General features: G+C 63.2%; 14 protein-coding genes and 3 pseudogenes. 2 read left to right on the top strand and 15 right to left on the bottom strand.

What is annotated here, in order from left to right; genetic code table 11:
• Positions 1-16: 16 nt before the first annotated feature.
• From ACUIAF_RS01020 to ACUIAF_RS00985, 8 genes are all read right to left on the bottom strand, one after another.
• On the bottom strand, positions 17-1,252 hold the full coding sequence (locus tag ACUIAF_RS01020; RefSeq protein WP_198203494.1) for an argininosuccinate synthase: 1,236 nt from the start codon (positions 1,250-1,252) through the stop codon (positions 17-19).
• A gap of 59 nt (positions 1,253-1,311) precedes the next feature.
• The gene (locus ACUIAF_RS01015) at positions 1,312-1,848 is read right to left on the bottom strand and encodes an arginine repressor (protein ID WP_015022062.1); all 537 of its coding nucleotides are present in this window, start codon (positions 1,846-1,848) and stop codon (positions 1,312-1,314) included.
• Positions 1,848-2,822, bottom strand: coding sequence for an ornithine carbamoyltransferase (gene argF, locus ACUIAF_RS01010; protein WP_198216899.1), 975 nt, complete (start codon positions 2,820-2,822; stop codon positions 1,848-1,850). The genes ACUIAF_RS01015 and argF overlap by 1 nt, the downstream gene beginning before the upstream one ends.
• 47 nt (positions 2,823-2,869) lie before the next feature.
• Positions 2,870-4,144, bottom strand: coding sequence for an acetylornithine transaminase (locus ACUIAF_RS01005; protein WP_445339133.1), 1,275 nt, complete (start codon positions 4,142-4,144; stop codon positions 2,870-2,872).
• Between the two features lie 28 nt (positions 4,145-4,172).
• Positions 4,173-5,120 carry an acetylglutamate kinase gene (gene argB / locus ACUIAF_RS01000; protein WP_445338753.1) on the bottom strand — a complete coding sequence of 316 codons (948 nt, stop codon included), beginning with the start codon at positions 5,118-5,120 and terminating at the stop codon, positions 4,173-4,175.
• A 72-nt stretch (positions 5,121-5,192) separates the two neighbouring features.
• Positions 5,193-6,362, bottom strand: a complete 1,170-nt coding sequence (gene argJ, locus ACUIAF_RS00995; RefSeq protein WP_445338752.1) for a bifunctional glutamate N-acetyltransferase/amino-acid acetyltransferase ArgJ — start codon at positions 6,360-6,362, stop codon at positions 5,193-5,195.
• Positions 6,359-7,450 carry an N-acetyl-gamma-glutamyl-phosphate reductase gene (gene argC, locus ACUIAF_RS00990; protein ID WP_445338751.1) on the bottom strand — a complete coding sequence of 364 codons (1,092 nt, stop codon included), beginning with the start codon at positions 7,448-7,450 and terminating at the stop codon, positions 6,359-6,361. The genes argJ and argC overlap by 4 nt, the downstream gene beginning before the upstream one ends.
• 54 nt (positions 7,451-7,504) lie before the next feature.
• The gene (locus ACUIAF_RS00985) at positions 7,505-8,149 is read right to left on the bottom strand and encodes a DJ-1/PfpI family protein (protein WP_445338750.1); all 645 of its coding nucleotides are present in this window, start codon (positions 8,147-8,149) and stop codon (positions 7,505-7,507) included.
• A 4-nt stretch (positions 8,150-8,153) separates the two neighbouring features.
• On the opposite strand from ACUIAF_RS00985, the gene ACUIAF_RS00980 reads away from it, so the two are divergent.
• Positions 8,154-8,342 (top strand): hypothetical protein, encoded by a 189-nt coding sequence (locus ACUIAF_RS00980; protein WP_445338749.1) that lies wholly within the window; start codon positions 8,154-8,156, stop codon positions 8,340-8,342.
• Positions 8,343-8,361: 19 nt separating this feature from the next.
• Here ACUIAF_RS00980 and ACUIAF_RS00975 read toward each other — a convergent pair whose 3' ends face one another.
• The 4 genes from ACUIAF_RS00975 to ACUIAF_RS00960 form a co-directional block, all read right to left on the bottom strand.
• Complete coding sequence (locus tag ACUIAF_RS00975; RefSeq protein WP_445338748.1) at positions 8,362-8,970, bottom strand: DUF4190 domain-containing protein; 609 nt, start codon at positions 8,968-8,970, stop codon at positions 8,362-8,364.
• 25 nt (positions 8,971-8,995) lie between these two features.
• Positions 8,996-11,602: a phenylalanine--tRNA ligase subunit beta gene (pheT, locus tag ACUIAF_RS00970; protein WP_445338747.1), complete on the bottom strand. Its 2,607-nt coding sequence runs from the start codon at positions 11,600-11,602 to the stop codon at positions 8,996-8,998.
• A gap of 7 nt (positions 11,603-11,609) precedes the next feature.
• Positions 11,610-12,677, bottom strand: coding sequence for a phenylalanine--tRNA ligase subunit alpha (gene pheS, locus ACUIAF_RS00965; RefSeq protein ID WP_445338746.1), 1,068 nt, complete (start codon positions 12,675-12,677; stop codon positions 11,610-11,612).
• Positions 12,678-12,746: 69 nt separating this feature from the next.
• Entirely contained in the window at positions 12,747-13,667 is a 921-nt protein-coding gene (locus ACUIAF_RS00960) for a TrmH family RNA methyltransferase (RefSeq protein ID WP_181415621.1), read from the bottom strand.
• A gap of 220 nt (positions 13,668-13,887) precedes the next feature.
• On the opposite strand from ACUIAF_RS00960, the gene ACUIAF_RS00955 reads away from it, so the two are divergent.
• Complete coding sequence (locus tag ACUIAF_RS00955; RefSeq protein ID WP_015022073.1) at positions 13,888-14,508, top strand: superoxide dismutase; 621 nt, start codon at positions 13,888-13,890, stop codon at positions 14,506-14,508.
• 111 nt (positions 14,509-14,619) lie between these two features.
• Here ACUIAF_RS00955 and ACUIAF_RS00950 read toward each other — a convergent pair.
• The 3 pseudogenes from ACUIAF_RS00950 to ACUIAF_RS00940 form a co-directional block, all read right to left on the bottom strand.
• Positions 14,620-15,300 (bottom strand): annotated as a pseudogene (locus ACUIAF_RS00950) (energy-coupling factor transporter transmembrane component T family protein); the annotation flags it as partial.
• A gap of 405 nt (positions 15,301-15,705) precedes the next feature.
• A pseudogene (locus ACUIAF_RS00945) lies at positions 15,706-16,098 on the bottom strand (ATP-binding cassette domain-containing protein); the annotation flags it as partial.
• A 504-nt stretch (positions 16,099-16,602) separates the two neighbouring features.
• A pseudogene (locus ACUIAF_RS00940) lies at positions 16,603-16,983 on the bottom strand (ATP-binding cassette domain-containing protein); the annotation flags it as partial.
• Positions 16,984-17,100: the final 117 nt, after the last annotated feature.

Below are 17,100 nucleotides of genomic sequence, written 5' to 3'. Positions count from 1 at the left end.
GGCTTGTCGCCGGTGCTCACTGCTCTTGCTCGTCCTGTGCGATGCCGTTGCCAAAGCGCATGTCGCGTGCAGCGGCCACCTTGTCGGCCAGACCATAGATGGCGATGAACCCGTTGGAGGCATTCTGGTCGAAGCTGTCACCCGACTCGTAAGTGGCCAGGCTGTAGTCGTAGAGGGAGCTGTCGGACTGTCGGCCGGTAACGACAGCCCGACCCCCGTGCATGACCATGCGGATGCGGCCGGAGACATAGCGCTGGGTCTCCTCGATGAAGGCGTTCAGAGAGCGGACGGCCGGCGAGTACCACTGAGCATCGTAGACCAGCTCTCCCCAGCGCTTGTCGATGTCGCGCTTGATCCGGTGCTGTTCGCGCTCCAGGCAGCAGTTCTCCAGCTCCTGGTGGGCGGTGATCAGGGCCACGGCACCGGGTGCCTCATAGAGCTCGCGGGACTTGATACCAACCAGCCTGTCCTCGATCAGATCCACACGTCCAATCCCTTGGGCTCCGGCCCGGCGGTTCATCTCCTCGATGGCCTCCAGGGGGGTGACGGCCCTGCCGTCGATGCGCACGGGGATACCCTGCTCGAAGTCGATGGTCACCTCGTCCTCGACCGGCGGGAAGGCCGGGTCGTCGGTGTAGGAGTAGACATCCTTGGTGGGTCCGTTCCAGGGATCCTCCAGGTATCCGGTCTCGATGGCCCGTCCCCAGACATTCTGGTCGATGGAATAGGGGCTCTCCTCGGTCTGCTCGATGGGCAGGTGGTGCTCCTTGGCGTAGGCGATCTCCACATCCCGCATCAATCCCAGGTCACGGATGGGGCTGATGGCCTTCAGCGAGGGGTCGATGGACATGATGGAGACCTCGAAGCGGACCTGGTCGTTGCCCTTGCCGGTGCAGCCGTGGGCTATGGTGTCGGCACCGTACTTGTGGGCCGCCTGGACCAGATGCTTGGTGATCAGCGGCCTGGAGATGGCCGATACCAGCGGGTAGACGCCCTCGTACATGGCATTGGCCTTGAGCGCCAGCATGCAGTAATCCCTGGCGAACTCGTCACGGGCATCCACCACGACGGACTCGACGGCCCCGCAGTCCAGGGCCCGCTGGCGGATGGTCTGCAGACGCTCCCCGCCCTGGCCTACATCCAGGGAGACGGCCACCACATCCTTGCCGGTGCGCTCCTTGAGGTAGGGAATGGACACCGAGGTGTCCAGGCCGCCCGAGTAGGCCAGCACGATGCGATTGTTTTCGGTCATGGCGATCCTCTTTCCTTGTAATTTCACACTTGCAGATGCTGAATTGGTGTCTTCGGCACTCATCGGGCCCTGGCATCCTCCTGGCCTGAGACGATGGTCATGAGCCAGTCGGCCCGGGATGATGCCGCCTGATCGTCGGCGGCGATGATCAGAATCGTGTCGTCCCCGGCTATGGTGCCCAGGATGCCCTTGATGGGCTGGCGGTCCAGGGCTGAAGCCGCGTACTGGGCGGCGCCGGCCGGGGTTCTGACCACCAGAAGGTTGCGGGCCCGGGCCACCGAGGTGATCAGCCCGGTCAGAATCTTGGCCAGGTAGGCATCGGTCTTGTTCTCCCCCTCGACCTCAGGCCCCTCGGCTGCAGCGGCCTCCATGGCCTGCTGGTCGGTGGTGGCGGGAATCCAGTAGGCCATGCTCCCGTCTGCATAGCGCAGCTTGGTGGCGTGCAGGTCGTCCAGATCCCGGCTGAGGGTGGCCTGGGTCACTTCGATGCCCTGATCAGCCAGCAGGGCCGACAGCTGCTGCTGGGAGTTGACACGATGTCGGTTCAATGCCTGGCGGATGGCGTCCAGCCTGGCCACCTTGGTCGTTGGACGCATCAGCACACCCCTTGCAGGAGGGATTCGTCACCTCGGGAGCGGGCCACCAGCCAGGTCATCAGGGCCTTCTGGGCGTGCAGCCGGTTTTCCGCCTCGTCCCAGACCACGGACTGTGGGCCGTCGATGACCTCGGCCGTAACCTCCCGGCCCCTGTAGGCGGGCAGGCAGTGCTGGAAGAGGGCATCCGGGCGGGCATGGGCCATAAGTGCGGCGTTGACCTGATAGGGCAGGAAGGGATGGGAGCGGATGGCGTACTGGTCCTCCTCGCCCATGGAGACCCAGGTGTCCGTGAAGACGCAGTCAGCATCCTCCACGGCCTGGACCGGATCCGTGGTGACCAGAATGGATCCCCCGTTTTCAGCAGCCAGAGCCCGAGCTTGATCCACCAGACTCGGATCAGGAAGGAAGCCGCGTGGGCCGGCAATACGCACGTTCATGCCGGCCACTGCCCCGCCCAGCAGATAGGAGTTGGCCATGTTGTTGGCTGCGTCTCCCAGGTAGGCGATGGTCATGCCGGCCAAGGCGTCAACACCGCCCCGGTGCTGTGCAAGTGTCAGGAAGTCGGCCAGGACCTGGCAGGGATGGAAGGAGTCGGTCAGCGCGTTGATGACGGGCACGGTGGCATGTGCAGCCATGGTCTCCACCCGATCCTGGCCGAAGGTGCGCCAGACTATGGTGGACGTCATCCGTGTCAGCACGTTGGAGGTGTCCGCCACGGGCTCGCCACGGCCCAGCTGCGAGCCAGAGCTGTCGATGACCATGGGATAGCCGCCCAGCTGGGCCACGCCCACACAGAAGCTGGTTCTGGTGCGCGTGCTGGGCTTGTCGAAGATGATGGCCACGGCCTGAGGCCCCTGATAGGGCTGAGATAAATAGGGATTGGCCCTGAACGCCATGCCCAGTCGAAGAACCTCCAACTGCTCCTCATGGTTGAGGTCGTCGTCACGCAGCATGTGCCGCAAACCGTTGTTCATCTCTGCCTCCCTATCGATATGGTCATGTACGTCATTGATGGCTGATCTCACTGATCATCCTGCCGCATGCCCTTGTCCGCGAGACTTGCCGGAGCCTTGGACAGGATGTCCACGGCCAGGTCGATCTGATCGGCCTGGATGATCAGGGGCGGGGCCAGACGCAGGGCATCAGGGGCCACTGCGTTGACAATCAGCCCATGGTTCAGGGCCCAGGAGGCCAAATCCCCGGCACAGGGAGCGCTCAGCTGGACCGCATCCAGGAGCCCCCTGCCCCTGACCTGGGTATAGAGGGGATTGCCACAATCGGTAAGGCCGGCACGCAGCCTCTCCCCCATCTGCCGCGCCCGTTCCAGTAGACCCTCCCGCTGGATGGTCTCCAAGGTGGTCAGTGCCAGGGCCGATCCCAGGGGATTGCCGCCGAAGGTGGACCCGTGCAGGCCAGGGGTCAGCAGACCTGATGGCCCAGGGCCGAAGGTGATCACCCCGCCCATGGGGAAGCCGCCTGCGACCCCCTTGGCGAAGGTGAGCACATCCGGGCAGGCTCCTCCGGACAGGCTCTGATCCTGGAAGGCGAACCAGTGGCCGGTCCTACCCATGCCGGTCTGCACCTCGTCCAAAATCATCAGGGCCCCATGCCGGCTACAGAGCTCACGCACCTGGCTAAAATAGTCAGGATTCAGCGGCAGCACCCCGGCCTCTCCCTGAATGAGCTCCAGAATGATGGCAGCCACCGGCTCTCCTGAGGTCTCCCCCTGTGCGAAAGCCTCTTCTATAGCCTCGCCGTCTTCTGCCGGCAGGAAGCCCATACCCGGAACCAAGGGCTGGAAGGGCTCACGGATGGCCGGCTTCCATGTCAGGCTCAAGGAGCCCATGCTGCGGCCGTGGAAGCTATGGGTCAGAGCCAGAATCCGACCGGGATGCCCGCCCATGCGAGCGCCATGCAAACGGGCAAGCTTGATGGCCGCCTCATTGGCCTCGGTTCCCGAGTTGGCGAAGAAGACGCGGGATCCCTTTGGGGCCTGGGCCAGGTCCAGCAGTCGTTCGGCCAGCTCGATCTGAGGCTGTGAAGCGAAGAAGTTGCTGATGTGGGCCATCTTTCCAGCCTGCTCAGCCAATGCCTTGTTCCAGGCAGGATGGGCGTAACCCAGGGCATTGACCGCGATGCCGGCCATCATGTCCAGGTAGCGGTTGCCGTCCAGGTCCCAGATCCAGGCACCTCGGCCATGATCCATGACCCTGCCCGGTCGACCGAAGACCTGCATGTGGACTCGCTCATAGCGGTCAGCCCATTGACTGCTCTGCGGCCCCTCGGGAGTCCTCATTGGCTCAACAGTTTCGGCAGTGGGCGCATCAGCCTTCGTCATGACTCCTCCTCATGATCATGTCCCGGCCCGGCGTGACCACCGTGCCGATGCCATTGCGGGTGAATATCTCGTTGAGCATGGAATGCGGCCGCCGCCCGTCGATGACGTGGGCCTCCCCCACACCGGAGCGCACGGCCTGCAGGCAGGCCTCCATCTTGGGTCGCATCCCCTCATGCATGTCCTCCAACATATCCTCAAGCCGGTCCACACCGATGCTGGAAACCAGGGAGTCGGCCTGGGGCCAGTTGGCGTATAATCCCTCCACGTCGGTGAGAATGACCAGTTTCCGGGCGCCCAGGGCTACCGCCAAAGCAGATGCGGCCGCGTCGGCATTCACGTTGAGCACCTGGGTGGAATCCTGCTCGTCAGGAGCTACGGAGGAGACGACAGGGATTCGTCCGGCATCGATCAGATCTTCGACGGCCGAGGCATCCACGCCCACGACCTCGCCCACCAGGCCCAGATCAACTGGTCGGCCATCCGCCATGCCGGTACGGCGTGCCGCACTGAACAGGCCAGCATCCTCCCCTGACAGGCCGACGGCCATGGGACCGTGAGCGTTGATGGCGCCGACAAGATCCCTGCCCACCTGTCCGGTCAACACCATGCGAACAACCTTCATGGTTTCGGGGGTGGTCACCCGCAGTCCGCCACGGAAGACCGAGGGGATGCCCAGGGCCTGGAGCATGCGGGAAATCTGCGGGCCACCACCGTGCACCACCACCGGATGCATGCCCACCTGCCTCAGAAAGACCATGTCCTGGGCGAAACACTGACGCAGATGGTCGTCCACCATGGCGTGGCCACCGTATTTGACCACAATCCGCTGTCCGGCGAACTCCTCCAGCCAGGGCAGGGCCTCGATGAGCACCTGGGCCTTGCGGGCGTCCTCCAAGGCCTTTTCATCTCCGGCATCCTGCTCGTCTTCCGCCATCCTCTTCCCCTTCCTTATAACCATCTTCCGATTGCTGCAGCTCTTGGTGCCGCCTCTTAATCAGGTTTCCCGTCAGGTGTGGTAGTCGGCATTGATGGTCACGTATTCGTGGGTCAGATCATCGGTCCATACCGTGGCCTGGCTGTCACCTTGTCCAAGGTCGATGTCGATATGGACCTCGGGAACGTGCAGGTCGACCAGCTCCGGGTCCTGGCCGGGACGGCCCCCCTGGCAAACCTTGATGCCATTGAAGCTTACATCCACATGGGCCGGATCATAGGCCGCCGTCGCAACCGGCACTGTGCCCAGCGAGGACACCACTCGACCCCAGTTGGGATCCTCACCGGCCACCGCGCACTTGAGCAGCGTGGAACCGGAGACCGCCCTAGCGCAGGCAAGGGCCGCATCCTCGCTCTCGGCACCATCCACACGGATGCGAATCCGATGGCGGCTGCCCTCACCGTCTGCCACGATCCGATGGGCCAGGTCCGCACAGGCCTGAGCGAGCTTCTCCTGGAACTGGCCGGGGTCAGGCCGTACACCAGATGCCCCGGAGGCCATCAGCAGGACGGTGTCATTGGTGGACATGCACCCGTCCACATCGATTCGGTTGAAGCTGAGCCGGCAAGCCTCGGACAGGGCTTGACGTGCCTGCCCCGGCTCCAGAATGGCATCGGTGGTGATTACGCAGATCATGGTGGCCAACTGCGGGGCGATCATCCCTGAGCCCTTGACCATGCCGCCCAGCCGCCAGCCGGATCCGTCCAGGGCCACTGTCTTGGTGCAGGTGTCGGTGGTCAATATTGCCTTGGCGGCCTCTTCGCCTGCCTCCTGACTGGCCGACATCTTCTGGGCGGCCTGGTCAATGCCGGTCAATATGGAATCGAGATGAAGCAGATGGCCGATGATCCCGGTGGAGCAGACAGCGACCCGCTTGGTCGGCAGGCCCAGTTTCTCCCCTGTCCGCTCGGCCATGCCTCTGGCCTGGTCCAGGCCCTCGGGACCCGTGCAGGCGTTGGCATTGCCGGAGTTGATGACCACCGCTCCAGCATGGCCTTCTTCAAGAATTCGGCTGGTCCAGATGACCGGAGCAGCCCGGAAACGATTGGGTGTGAAGACCCCAACAGCCGTGTCCATGGGTCCGCTGTTGACGACCAAGGCCAGGTTTCGGCGCTGTGAACCTCCCGGTCGATGGGCGATGGCGGTGCCGGTCCGGAAACCTGCAGGATAGGTGATGCTCATGGTGCCACTCCTATGGTTGTCAGTCCGGTCTCCTCGGGCAGGCCCAGAGCCAGGTTTACGGCCTGGAGGGCCTGGCCTGCGGTGCCCCGGGTCAGGTTGTCGATGGCGGCGAAAGCGTAGAGGCGGTCGGCGCGCTGATCCACGGCGACTTGGATTTGAGCGCGGTTGGAACCATACACATCTGCCGTGGAGGGAAGCCTGCCCTCAGGTAGCAGATCGACAAAGGGTTCCTCGGCATAAAGCTCTTCCCAGACGGCGCGAATTTCAGCCATCCCCATGCTTTGCCCACGCGCGCTCAGCCGGGCCGAAACCACGGCCAGTATCCCGCGTGACATAGGAACCAGAACGGGAGTCAGCCCCAGGCGGACAGGTCCCCGGGGCCCGTCGCTGTTGGGGTCCGCGGCTGCGGCCTTGCGCAGGTTCTGCAGAATTTCGGGTATATGCCGGTGGGTTCCTGCGACCGAGTAGGGATGGGCCGAATTGATGGCCTGGGCTGCCAGCAGGTCCATTCTGCCACTTGAGCGTCCAGCGCCCGAGTAACCGACAGCAAGGTCGGCCACCAGATCATCGGTTTGGACCAGTCCGGCGGCCAGGGCTGGCTGGAAGGCCAGAGTGACTGCTGTGACATTGCACCCAGGACCGGCGATCCGTCGGGTTTGTCCAAGCAACTGACGCTGACGGCTGCCACCCGGGTTGAGCAGCTCAGGCATCCCGTAGGTCCACGGGCTCGAGAAAGGTCCACCATAGTAGCTTTTCCAGTCGCCCGGGTCCTCCAACCGGTGGTCAGCACCCAGGTCGACCATCAACGATTGGTTGTCCAGCTTGTCGGCCAGGGGACCCGAAGCCCCGTGAGGCAGGGCCAGAACCACCAGATCATGGCCAGCCAGTGTCTCCGGCTCAGTGTCCTGAATCTGCATGGAGGCCAGCGACCCAGGAAGATTGGGCGAGAATTCTCCCAGCACCCTGCCCGCTGAGCCATGGCCAGTGACCGTGCATACCTGGAAGGCAGGGTGGGCCGCTAATAGACGAATCATCTCCGAGCCGGCATACCCCGAAGCTCCCGCTACAGCCACCGTGTATTGCCGCATGAGTGCTCCCTTCGTCGGGCACTATCATACATACTCATGCAATAAAGCGCATATTTATGCAGTTCGGCGTGTCGTTATACCTCTGCCTTGACTGTGCAGCACTCTCTTTCGTGCGAAGGGGTCATAACCGGAATCCCGGTTGCGGATATATTCCATTTGCATGCTGGCCTTGTCCGCAGCCTCGGACCCGCATGTATCCTCCACAAAGGCCAGGGCCATATCGATGCCGGCCGAGATGCCCGAAGAGGTACGAAACCTTCCATCGACCACCCAGCGGGCATCCCTGATCCAGTCCACCCGTTCGCCAGTGCTGACGACCCAGTCAAAGGCCAGGTCATTGGAGGTCGCACGCCGACCATCCAACACACCGGTGGCCGCCAAGAGAGCCGAGCCTGTGCAGACCGTCATTACCTGCGGCGAACGAGCGACCAGGCTTGCCAACTGGCCTATCCAGCGATCGTTCCCGACCAGGGCTCGCGTACCGGACCCGCCGGGTATCAGCAGAACCCCCTTGGGATCAACCTCTTCAGACCCCATGCTTTCGACCCTGACACCGCCCTCACCGACTTTCACGCCAGGGCCGTCCAAGGAGAAAAGCCGTACGCGGGCGTCATCAGTGTTGACGAAAACCTCAAAGGGGCCAAAAACATCCAAGGGTTCGAATCCATCGAATACAACGATATTGACATCCAGAACCATTTGAATGAACCTCTCCACCCTTGCAGACCTGCCACTCAACAACCCCACGGATGACAATGTCATCGTCATCACCGTTTTGATCAATGGTGCCGCCCATGCCTATAGCAGCCAGGATTCCCCTACCCTCAATCACAGCACGCATGCTATGGCCTCAACAGGTACCGGATCTTTCGCTGATACCGGCGGCACCTAGACCTCAGGACCTTAAGAGTTCAGGCGCTGACACCGCCGCCATCGGAGCCTCCCCCGCCCGTCGAAGGCGACGGCATCATCTGCTGGTAGAAATCGTTTAGGGAAATCCCGTTGACCAGCAGCCAGATCCAGGCCAAGGTGAAGAGCAGGTTGATGATCAGGGCAGCCATGGCCAGCCCGTAGCCCTTCATATGCAGGCGACGCGTCCGATACATGGAAATGCCACCGAGCAGGGCTGGAATCACAGGCATGGGTAGGAAAAGGGCCATGAAGAAGGCGATGATCGCACAGGGATCCCAGTGACCGTAGACCGGATTTTGGGATGGATCGTTCAAATTGGGCATACCCTGGGGATACCAGCCTGGCGTGCCGCGATGATCCTGAGGATTCCCGGGATTCCCGCCGCGTCCAGGGGCCGGCTGCCCCGCCATGGGCATGGGCCGGTTGGCGGGGTTGCCCTGGGATGAATCGGACTCCTTGGCCTTGGGTTCCGGGTCTGGGCGACCGTATATGTACGGATTCCATCCTGGATAACGATCGGCACGCGCGCCGTACAGGGGTTGGTCGCCTCCATCATGATCCTGGCGGTCAGGTCCACCGGCTGTGCCCTGTTCTTGAGAATCCGTCATGTCCCTCGGTCCCCTTGATGCCCGGTCAGGCGCGCAGTATGGCGCCCAGACCAGCGGTCTTGTCCACGATGGCCTGGCGCAGGGATTCGCTGTCCTCGGACGTCAAGGTGCGGTCCGGGGCGCGGAAGGTGACTGCGAAGGCCAGCGATTTTGCATGCTCACCGATCTGATCGCCAGTGAAAACGTCGAACAGCTCGATGGATTCAAGACTAGACCCAGCCGCTTCTCTGATGGCGGAAGTCAGGTCGGCGGCCGAGACCGTGTCCGGCACGGTGAAGGCCAGATCCTGACGGACCGGCGGGAAGGTCGAGACCGGCTTGGCCTGCAGGGGGGTGTAGTCCAGGTGGTCCAGCACAATGTCCAGGCTCAGCTCGAAGGCAGCCGAGTGGGCAGGGAAGCCCAGAGCCTGATCAACCCGGGGATGCAGCTCGCCCACCATGCCGACGAGTGTGCCGTCATTGAGAACCAGCCTGGCGGCACGGCCTGGATGCCACTGGTCGGGCACCTGCTCGGCCGAGGGCTGCTCCAACCGATAGTCGGCGCCCAGCCTGTCCAGGACCCGACGAGCCGATTCGACTGCATCGGTCCAGTCCACGTCTCTGGTGTCCTTAAGCCAGCCATCCTCCTGAGCACGGCCGGTCAGCAGGGCCGCCACATGCAGTCGTTGCTCCGGCAGACCCTGGTCCAGGCGGGCCAGATCCTCATCACTGGGCCGTACACCGCCCGGAAGGGTGGGGACCGCAGGAGCCTTGGGGTCGCGACGGAAGACATAGCCGATCTCGAAGAGACGCACATCCGTGTTGCCACGCCGCAGGTTGCGCTCCACGGTGTTGGCCAGCGGCAGCAGCAGGCTCTGCCGCAGGTAGGGCCTGTCAGCGGCCATGGGGTTGGCCAGCTCCACACTGTTGACATGAACCTCGTCAAGATCCATAGCGAAGGCCTTGAAATCATCGTCGCCGACGAATGGGTAATCCAGAACCTCGGTCAGCCCATACTCGGCCAGGGTGTCGGCCACCCAACGGCGACGCTGCTGACGATCGGTCAGGCCAACCGCTCCGGACACCTTGGGTGATGGCACGGTGACGGGGATGCGGTCGTAGCCCACCAGGCGGGCCACCTCCTCGACCAGATCGCAACCCTCGCCCAGGTCGGGCCTCCAGGTTGGCGGGATCACCGACAGCTTTCCGACCGGATCTCCCTGGACCGTGCAGCCGATGTCGCGCAGTATGGCCACGATGCGCTGGGGCTCCACTTCCAGACCGGTCAGCCGGGCCACCTCGCTGACTGTAAAGTCGATGATCGGCATGGGCTTGGTCTGATTCATGTCCAGTGGGGCATCCAGGTCCTGGCCACCGGCAAGACGATGCAGCAGATCAGCGGCCATGGCTGCGGCAGCCGGCTGCATTTGCGGATCGACCCCGCGCTCAAAGCGCTTGGAGGCCTCGGAGGGCAGCTTGTGGCGACGGGCCGTCCGTGCGATGGTGACCTGGTCGAAGTGGGCGGACTCGATCAGGATGTTACGCGTCTGATCGGTCACCTCCCCATACAGGCCGCCCATGACTCCGGCCAGTCCCAGGATGCGGGACCCCTCTTGCCCCTCGGGCGAGTCGGTGATGAGCAGATCTTCGGTGCTGAGCTCGCGATCCTTGCCATCCAGAGTGGTCAGATGCTCACCCTGCCTGGCCCTGCGGACGACGATGGGCCCGCTGAGCTTGTCCAGATCGTAGGCGTGCAGGGGCTGTCCAAGATCCAGCATGACGTAGTTGGTGATGTCCACAGGCAAGCTGATGGAGCGCATGCCGGCCCGAACCAGCCGCCGACGCATCCAGCTGGGAGTCGCCGCCTTGGGGTCGCACCCGGTCAAGGCCCGCAGATAGTATCGGTCACAGCCGGGCTGACCATGAATGGGGTTTTCATCCTCAACATGCACGGCCAGCGGAGCCTGATCCTCCTGAGCTGCGGAGGGCGGCACGGTCTTGTTCAGCTCAATCACCGGATCCGTGTACTCGGCGCCCGTGGAGTGGTGATATTCCCTGGCAACCCCCCGGTAGGAGAAGGCATAGCCGCGGTCGGGGGTGATGTTGATCTCCAGGACAGGCCTGTTCATATGGAGCAGAGCCATGGCATCGTCCCCGGGCTTGAGCTGCTCGTACTGTTCGGGGGTGAACCCGTAATTGCGCAGCAGGATGATGCCCTGATGATCCGACCCCAACCCCAGCTCGCGCTCGGAGGCGCACATGCCATCCGAGATGTGGCCATAGGTCTTGCGCGGTTCGATACGGAAGTCCCCGGGCAGGACGGCCCCCGGCAGGGTCACCACCACCTTCTCGCCCGCAGCCATGTTGGGGGCCCCGCAGACGATGCCCCGGGGCACCTTGTGACCCTGGTCGTCCACGGCATTGTACTGCTCGCCCACATCCACATGGCACCAGTTGATGGTCTTGCCGTTCTTCTGGGGCTCGGGCTCGGCATCCACCACATAGCCGACCACGATGGGGCCGGTCACCGTGGACTGGTGAATGTCCTCTTCCTCCAGACCGACCCGGACCAGGTCCTTGGCCAGCTGTTCATAGGTCAGATCCTCAGGGACCTGCACATGCTCCTTGAGCCAGTCGATATCTACCATTGGCATCTGACGGTCACTCCCCCATCTCGAACTGCTGGCTGAACCGCACGTCGCCTTCGACCAGGTCGTGCATATCGTTGATGTCGTGGCGCAGGAGCAGGGTGCGCTCCATGCCCACACCGAAGGCGAAGCCTGAGTAGCGCTGCGGGTCCACACCGGCCGATCTCAGAACGTTGGGGTTGACCATGCCGCAGCCTCCCCATTCAATCCATCCGGGGCCGCCCTTTTTGTCGGGGAACCAGAGGTCCATCTCGGCGCTGGGCTCGGTGAAGGGGAAGTATGAGGGACGCAGTCTGGTCCGGGCCTCGGGGCCGAACATGGCTACGGCGAGCTTGTCCAGGGTGCCCTTGAGGTCGGCCATGGTCAGGTGCTCATCGACGGCGATGGCCTCACACTGGTGGAAGACCGGGGTGTGGGTGGCATCCAGCTCGTCGGTGCGGAAGACCCTGCCCGTGCAAGCCACGTAGAGCGGCACGCCGCGGGTTATCAGGGAACGGGCCTGGTCTGGCGAAGTGTGTGTGCGCATGACCATGTTGGAACCGACGAAACCGGCGGCATCCCTGGCCTGGCTGCCCTTGACGTAGAAGGTGTCCTGCATCTGGCGGGCAGGATGATCAGGACCGAAGTTGAGGGCATCGAAGTTGTACCACTCGGCTTCCAGCTCGGGGCCCTGGGCGATGCTCCAACCCATGGAGACGAAGAAGTTCTCCACGTCCTCCATGAGCTTGGACAGCGGGTGCCGGGCACCCTGGGGACGGCGGTTGACCGGCAGTGTCATGTCCACCTGCTCGGCGGCCAGGCGGCGGGACTCCTCCTCCTGGCGCAGCTGCCGCTCCTTGAGCCCGTAGGCACGACCGAAGTCAGCCTTGAGCTTGCCCGCTAGGCGGCCGGCGGTCTTCTTTTGATCCGCTGGCAGCCTTCCGATCATCCGGCCGGATCCGGCCAGGGCTGAACCTGTCCCCGCATACCGGGCCTTGATCGCCTTGAGTTCTTCCAGATCGGAGGCTTCTCGAATCCTGCCGATGCCCTCGTTGACCTCGTCGGTCATCGCCGCGGGGTCGAATTCTACCTGTGCCACCATGGACCTTTCCACTGTTGCCAATGCCGTGTCCGGGCCGCAAATCAGCGGAAATCCCGGTCGTTGACGCCTTCACATTCTTTCAATACGACTCGACATGGCCATGGCATAAAGCAGCACCGCCGCCGAGGTGGCCAGGTTAAGGGATTCAGCCCGCCCATATAGAGGGATGCGGACGATCTGATCCATGGATTGCAACAACTCCTTGGGCAATCCGCGTGCCTCATTGCCAAAGAGCAGGGCCATGGGCTGACCAGCCAGGTCCGGCTTGGCCTGGGCACCGCCCGCCATGAGGTCTGTCAGGAAGCGGACCGGTTTGTCCGGCGTGCCATAGACATCCGCGGCCACCATGGTCCGGCCCTGCCGCCTGCACAGGGCCAGGAAGTCCTCTGTGCTCATGCTCATCATGGGTATGTGAAAGGCCGATCCGGCTGTGGAGCGAATGACCTTTGGATTGGTGGGTTCCACGCACTGGTCCACCAGAATGACCGCTCTGCAGCCTGCGGCATCAGCGGTGCGGATCACAGTGCCAGCATTGCCTGGATCACGAATCTGCCAGAAGGCTGCCACGAGGTCGGGCCCCTCACCAGTGAAGTGCCGGGGATCCTCAAGATCTGTCGATTGGGCCAAAAATCCATCAATACGCGCCTGGGCCAGGATTCCCTGGGCATTGCCGCTGATGGCACGCATGACCCGGGACGAGACGAAGTGTCCATAGCAGTCAGACAGCTCTCGGGCCTGCTTCATGATGGCACCCACGGTCTCGTTGAGCGGTCGTGGATGACCGCCCTGGGCTACAGGAAAGGACTCATCCGCCTGAATATAGAGGTCGGTCAGCAGATCGGGACGCCAGCGGACCGCCTCGCGCACGCTCTGCGGCCCCTCTATCAGGAAGCGGCCATGACGCTGCCGGGCCCGCCGATCCTGCAGTTCAGCCAGGCGACGAATTCGTTGGGCACGTGGATTGTCGAGGAGGGAGTCATCAAAGCGCATGGGCACAACTTTAGCCCCGGCAGCCGAGAGCACTGCTGAGGGATCCTCATGAACCCACATCTGTGGGAAATTTCACTGAAAGAAAGGTCCTCACCCCTTGTGCTTGGCGAACAAGGGGCTAGGGTAAAAGAACCGGTCGGGTCGACCACGTCCATAGCTGGTATGGCGCAGACCGACCATGGCACATCTGGCTTGGCCAGAATCATTGTGAGGAGACGATATGCCCGTATACACACTTCCTGATCTGCCCTACGACTACTCGGCACTGGAGCCGTACGTGTCCGGCAAGATCATGGAACTGCACCATGACAAGCACCATCAGGCTTATGTGAACGGGGCCAACAAGGCCCTGGAGCAGATCCACGACGCCGCCGAGTCCGGCAACGTGGCTCAGTCCAACCTGCTGGAGAAGAACCTGGCCTTCAACCTGGCCGGACACAAGAACCACTCCATCTTCTGGAAGAACATGGCCCCGGCCATCGGCCAGGAGCCCACTGGCGAACTCAAGGCCGCCATCGAGGATCAGTTCGGATCCTTCCAGGGCTTCCAGACCTACTTCGAGTCCATGTGCGCAGGCATCCAGGGCTCCGGCTGGGCCGTTCTGGCCTGGGATACCCTGGGCGAGCGCCTGGTCACCCTGCAGATGTACGACCACCAGGGCAACCTGCCCGTCACCATCTTCCCGCTGGTCCTGCTGGACCTCTGGGAGCACGCCTACTACCTGGAGTACCTGAACGACCGCGCCAGCTACGTCAAGGCCTGGTGGCACATCGTCAACTGGGAGGATGCCTCCAAGCGCTTCGACGAGGTGCGCAACATCAACACCACTCTGGCCAGGTAAGAGGCCAGCGCTTCCAAACACAGAGGAACCCTGGCCCTTTCCCCCTCTCTGCGGGAGGTGAAAAGGGCCGGGGTTCCTCTATAGCTGGAGCCTGCGGAAAAACCTGGCGGATCAGTTGCCGAAGAAGGCGATGGAGCCGGTCAACGCAGCCACAGTCAGTGAGATTGCAGGCACAGACAGACATATGAGCAGGAAGCCCACATCACGTGGTTTGACCTTGGAGACCCTGGCATGGGTGCGCGGCGTGATGCCGCCGAAGCCCCGAGCCTCCATGGCCGTGGCCAGAGTCGTCGAACGCCTGATGGACAGAACCAGCAGGGCGAAAGCCTGGGGCATGAAAGCCTTGAAGCGGTTCTCGTCTCCCAGCCCACGACTGCGGCGCGAGGCGGTCAGAGACGACCAATCATCCTTAAGAACAGTGAAGAGCCGCATGCCGGCCAGCCCGCCATAGACAAAGCGGTCAGGCAGATGGAGCACCTGGCTGAAGGCATCGGCCAAGTCGGTGGCATCTATTCCCAACACGGTGATGATGGCAGGGATTCCGATGGCCAGGATCCGCAGTGCAGTAGCCAGGGCCAGATCCAGCGAGCGCTGGGTGATGTGGATCATTCCCCACTGCCAGAAGGTGGCACCGCCGCTCTTGCCGTAGAGGATGATCGCCAGGGCCGAACCCGGCGCCCCCAGGAAGATGGGCCAAGTGGATCTGACCACGCGCAGGGGCGTGAAGCCTGCCGCACCCAGCAACAGGAACTCCAGGATCAGGGCCGTCGTGGCCGAGACCGGGTCCAGGCTGATCAGCAGGGGCAGAGCCGCCAAAAAGGCCCCAATCAGACGGAAGGCCGGATTGATGGAGGCTATGTATGGTGACCGGCTGGCCGGCTTGATCGGCTCGTTCCGCTGATCCATGGGTGTGACGGTCAGTCTGGCAGCAACAGTCTCCTGAGGAGCCTGCAAATCTGACCCGGCTGCAGGCCAGACTGCCTTCTGGGCCCCTGGGGACGTCATCTCCACCAGGCGGGCATCCAGGGCCTGGACCAGTTCCCGGTCGTGGGTGACCAGGATGATGCAGGCTCCCTGGTCGCGCAGGTCTGCAATCAGCTGGGCCATGCTGACCCAGGTGTTCCTGTCCTGCCCGAAAGTGGGTTCGTCAAGAATCAGCACCTGGGGTGCGGCAGCCAGGGCCGAGGCCACGGTCAGCCGTCGCTTCTCACCGCCCGAGAGCGTGTAGGGGTTGGCGCGCGCATACTGCCTCAGGCTGAAGCGGTCCAGCAGCTCCAGGGCACGGGCCTGGGCCTGGTCCTCGGTCATGCCGGTACGGATGGGGGCCAGCTTGACCTCATCCAGGACCGTGCCCCGGGCGAACTGATGCTCTGGATTCTGAAAAACATAGGCGATGCGTGCCGCCAGTTGGGATGAGGTCCACCGAATGGGCTCGGACTCCGCAGGCATCTGCCCTTGGGGTCCCCGAAGCAGGCGATCCTGGGCAAGGACCGAACCAGCCACCGGCTCCAGCAGGCCAGCCAGGGTCATGGCCAAAGTGGACTTGCCGGCTCCGTTGACTCCGACCAGGGCAGTAACCTGCCCGGCCCTGAATTCCAGATCGATGTGCTCGGCCACCGCCTTGCCACAACGGCCCACCGCCAGATCCTGAGCGGCCAGCAGGACGGGATGTTCATTCTGGCCGGTACCTGATTGCCCGGATCTGATCCTTTCCTGGCCGAGCTCAGGGAGCGAATCACTGGCGCCCCTATGGGCCTCGGGAACCCATATGCCCAGGGAGGCCAGATCCAGTCCGGAATCTGTGAAGACCTCCTCGGGACTGCCGTCGGCCATGATCACGGTCTTGCGATAGACCGCAGCACCCGAACCGCCGGCATCGCCTTCAACATCACCCAGCCCAAGCACGATGACCCGGTCGATCATGTCCATCCAAGGCCCTGCCCGGTGTTCGACCAGAACCATGGTGGAACCTTGCCGGTCCAGGACCTTTCTGACGGCATCGACAATCTGCTCGACACCGACCGGATCCAGATTGGCAGTGGGCTCGTCCAGCAGGAGCAGCCCAGGCTGCATGGCCAAGGCACCCGCCAGGGCCAGACGCTGCATCTGCCCTCCGCTCAGGTGCATGGTGGACCGGGTCAGCTGCAGGTCAGCCAAACCCACCTCGGCCATGGCCATCCGCACCCGTGGCCAGATCTTCTCGCGAGGCAGCCCCATATTCTCTGGCCCGAAGGCCACGTTGTCGCCAAGCCGTTGAAAAATGGCCTGAGCATCCGGATCCTGCAGGACCAGGCCCACACGCCCCCGGCTGGATACGGCAGGATTGCCGTCAATCAGGACCTGACCCTGGGTCACCCCGCCCTCATCATCCTCAACCTGATCCTGGCCGCTCTGCGGGGCATGATCGCCCAGCAAGCCGGCCGCACCCTCAAGGATGGTCGATTTGCCGATGCCGGAGGCCCCCAGCAGAAGCACCCGCTGACCCGCAGGAATGCTTAGGGAGAGATCCCTGACGGCGAAGTGGTTCCTATAGGCATGCCGATAACCCCAGCCACGCAGTTCCAAGGCTGCGGGGCGGTAGGGGTTGTCCTG

It is taken from the genome of Bifidobacterium sp. ESL0822, assembly GCF_052606675.1.
Note: the sequence above shows the minus strand (reverse complement) of the source record. Positions and strands in the feature narration are given on the sequence as shown.

Excerpts from the sequence above, each read along its gene's own strand:
- ACUIAF_RS01020 (WP_198203494.1), bottom strand. The coding sequence starts at position 1,252 with ATGACCGAAAACAATCGCATCGTGCTGGCCTACTCGGGCGGCCTGGAC.
- ACUIAF_RS01015 (WP_015022062.1), bottom strand. The coding sequence starts at position 1,848 with ATGCGTCCAACGACCAAGGTGGCCAGGCTGGACGCCATCCGCCAGGCA.
- argF (WP_198216899.1), bottom strand. The coding sequence starts at position 2,822 with ATGAACAACGGTTTGCGGCACATGCTGCGTGACGACGACCTCAACCAT.
- ACUIAF_RS01005 (WP_445339133.1), bottom strand. The coding sequence starts at position 4,144 with ATGAGGACTCCCGAGGGGCCGCAGAGCAGTCAATGGGCTGACCGCTAT.
- argB (WP_445338753.1), bottom strand. The coding sequence starts at position 5,120 with ATGGCGGAAGACGAGCAGGATGCCGGAGATGAAAAGGCCTTGGAGGAC.
- argJ (WP_445338752.1), bottom strand. The coding sequence starts at position 6,362 with ATGAGCATCACCTATCCTGCAGGTTTCCGGACCGGCACCGCCATCGCC.
- argC (WP_445338751.1), bottom strand. The coding sequence starts at position 7,450 with ATGCGGCAATACACGGTGGCTGTAGCGGGAGCTTCGGGGTATGCCGGC.
- ACUIAF_RS00985 (WP_445338750.1), bottom strand. The coding sequence starts at position 8,149 with ATGGTTCTGGATGTCAATATCGTTGTATTCGATGGATTCGAACCCTTG.
- ACUIAF_RS00980 (WP_445338749.1), top strand. The coding sequence starts at position 8,154 with ATGAACCTCTCCACCCTTGCAGACCTGCCACTCAACAACCCCACGGAT.
- ACUIAF_RS00975 (WP_445338748.1), bottom strand. The coding sequence starts at position 8,970 with ATGACGGATTCTCAAGAACAGGGCACAGCCGGTGGACCTGACCGCCAG.
- pheT (WP_445338747.1), bottom strand. The coding sequence starts at position 11,602 with ATGCCAATGGTAGATATCGACTGGCTCAAGGAGCATGTGCAGGTCCCT.
- pheS (WP_445338746.1), bottom strand. The coding sequence starts at position 12,677 with ATGGTGGCACAGGTAGAATTCGACCCCGCGGCGATGACCGACGAGGTC.
- ACUIAF_RS00960 (WP_181415621.1), bottom strand. The coding sequence starts at position 13,667 with ATGCGCTTTGATGACTCCCTCCTCGACAATCCACGTGCCCAACGAATT.
- ACUIAF_RS00955 (WP_015022073.1), top strand. The coding sequence starts at position 13,888 with ATGCCCGTATACACACTTCCTGATCTGCCCTACGACTACTCGGCACTG.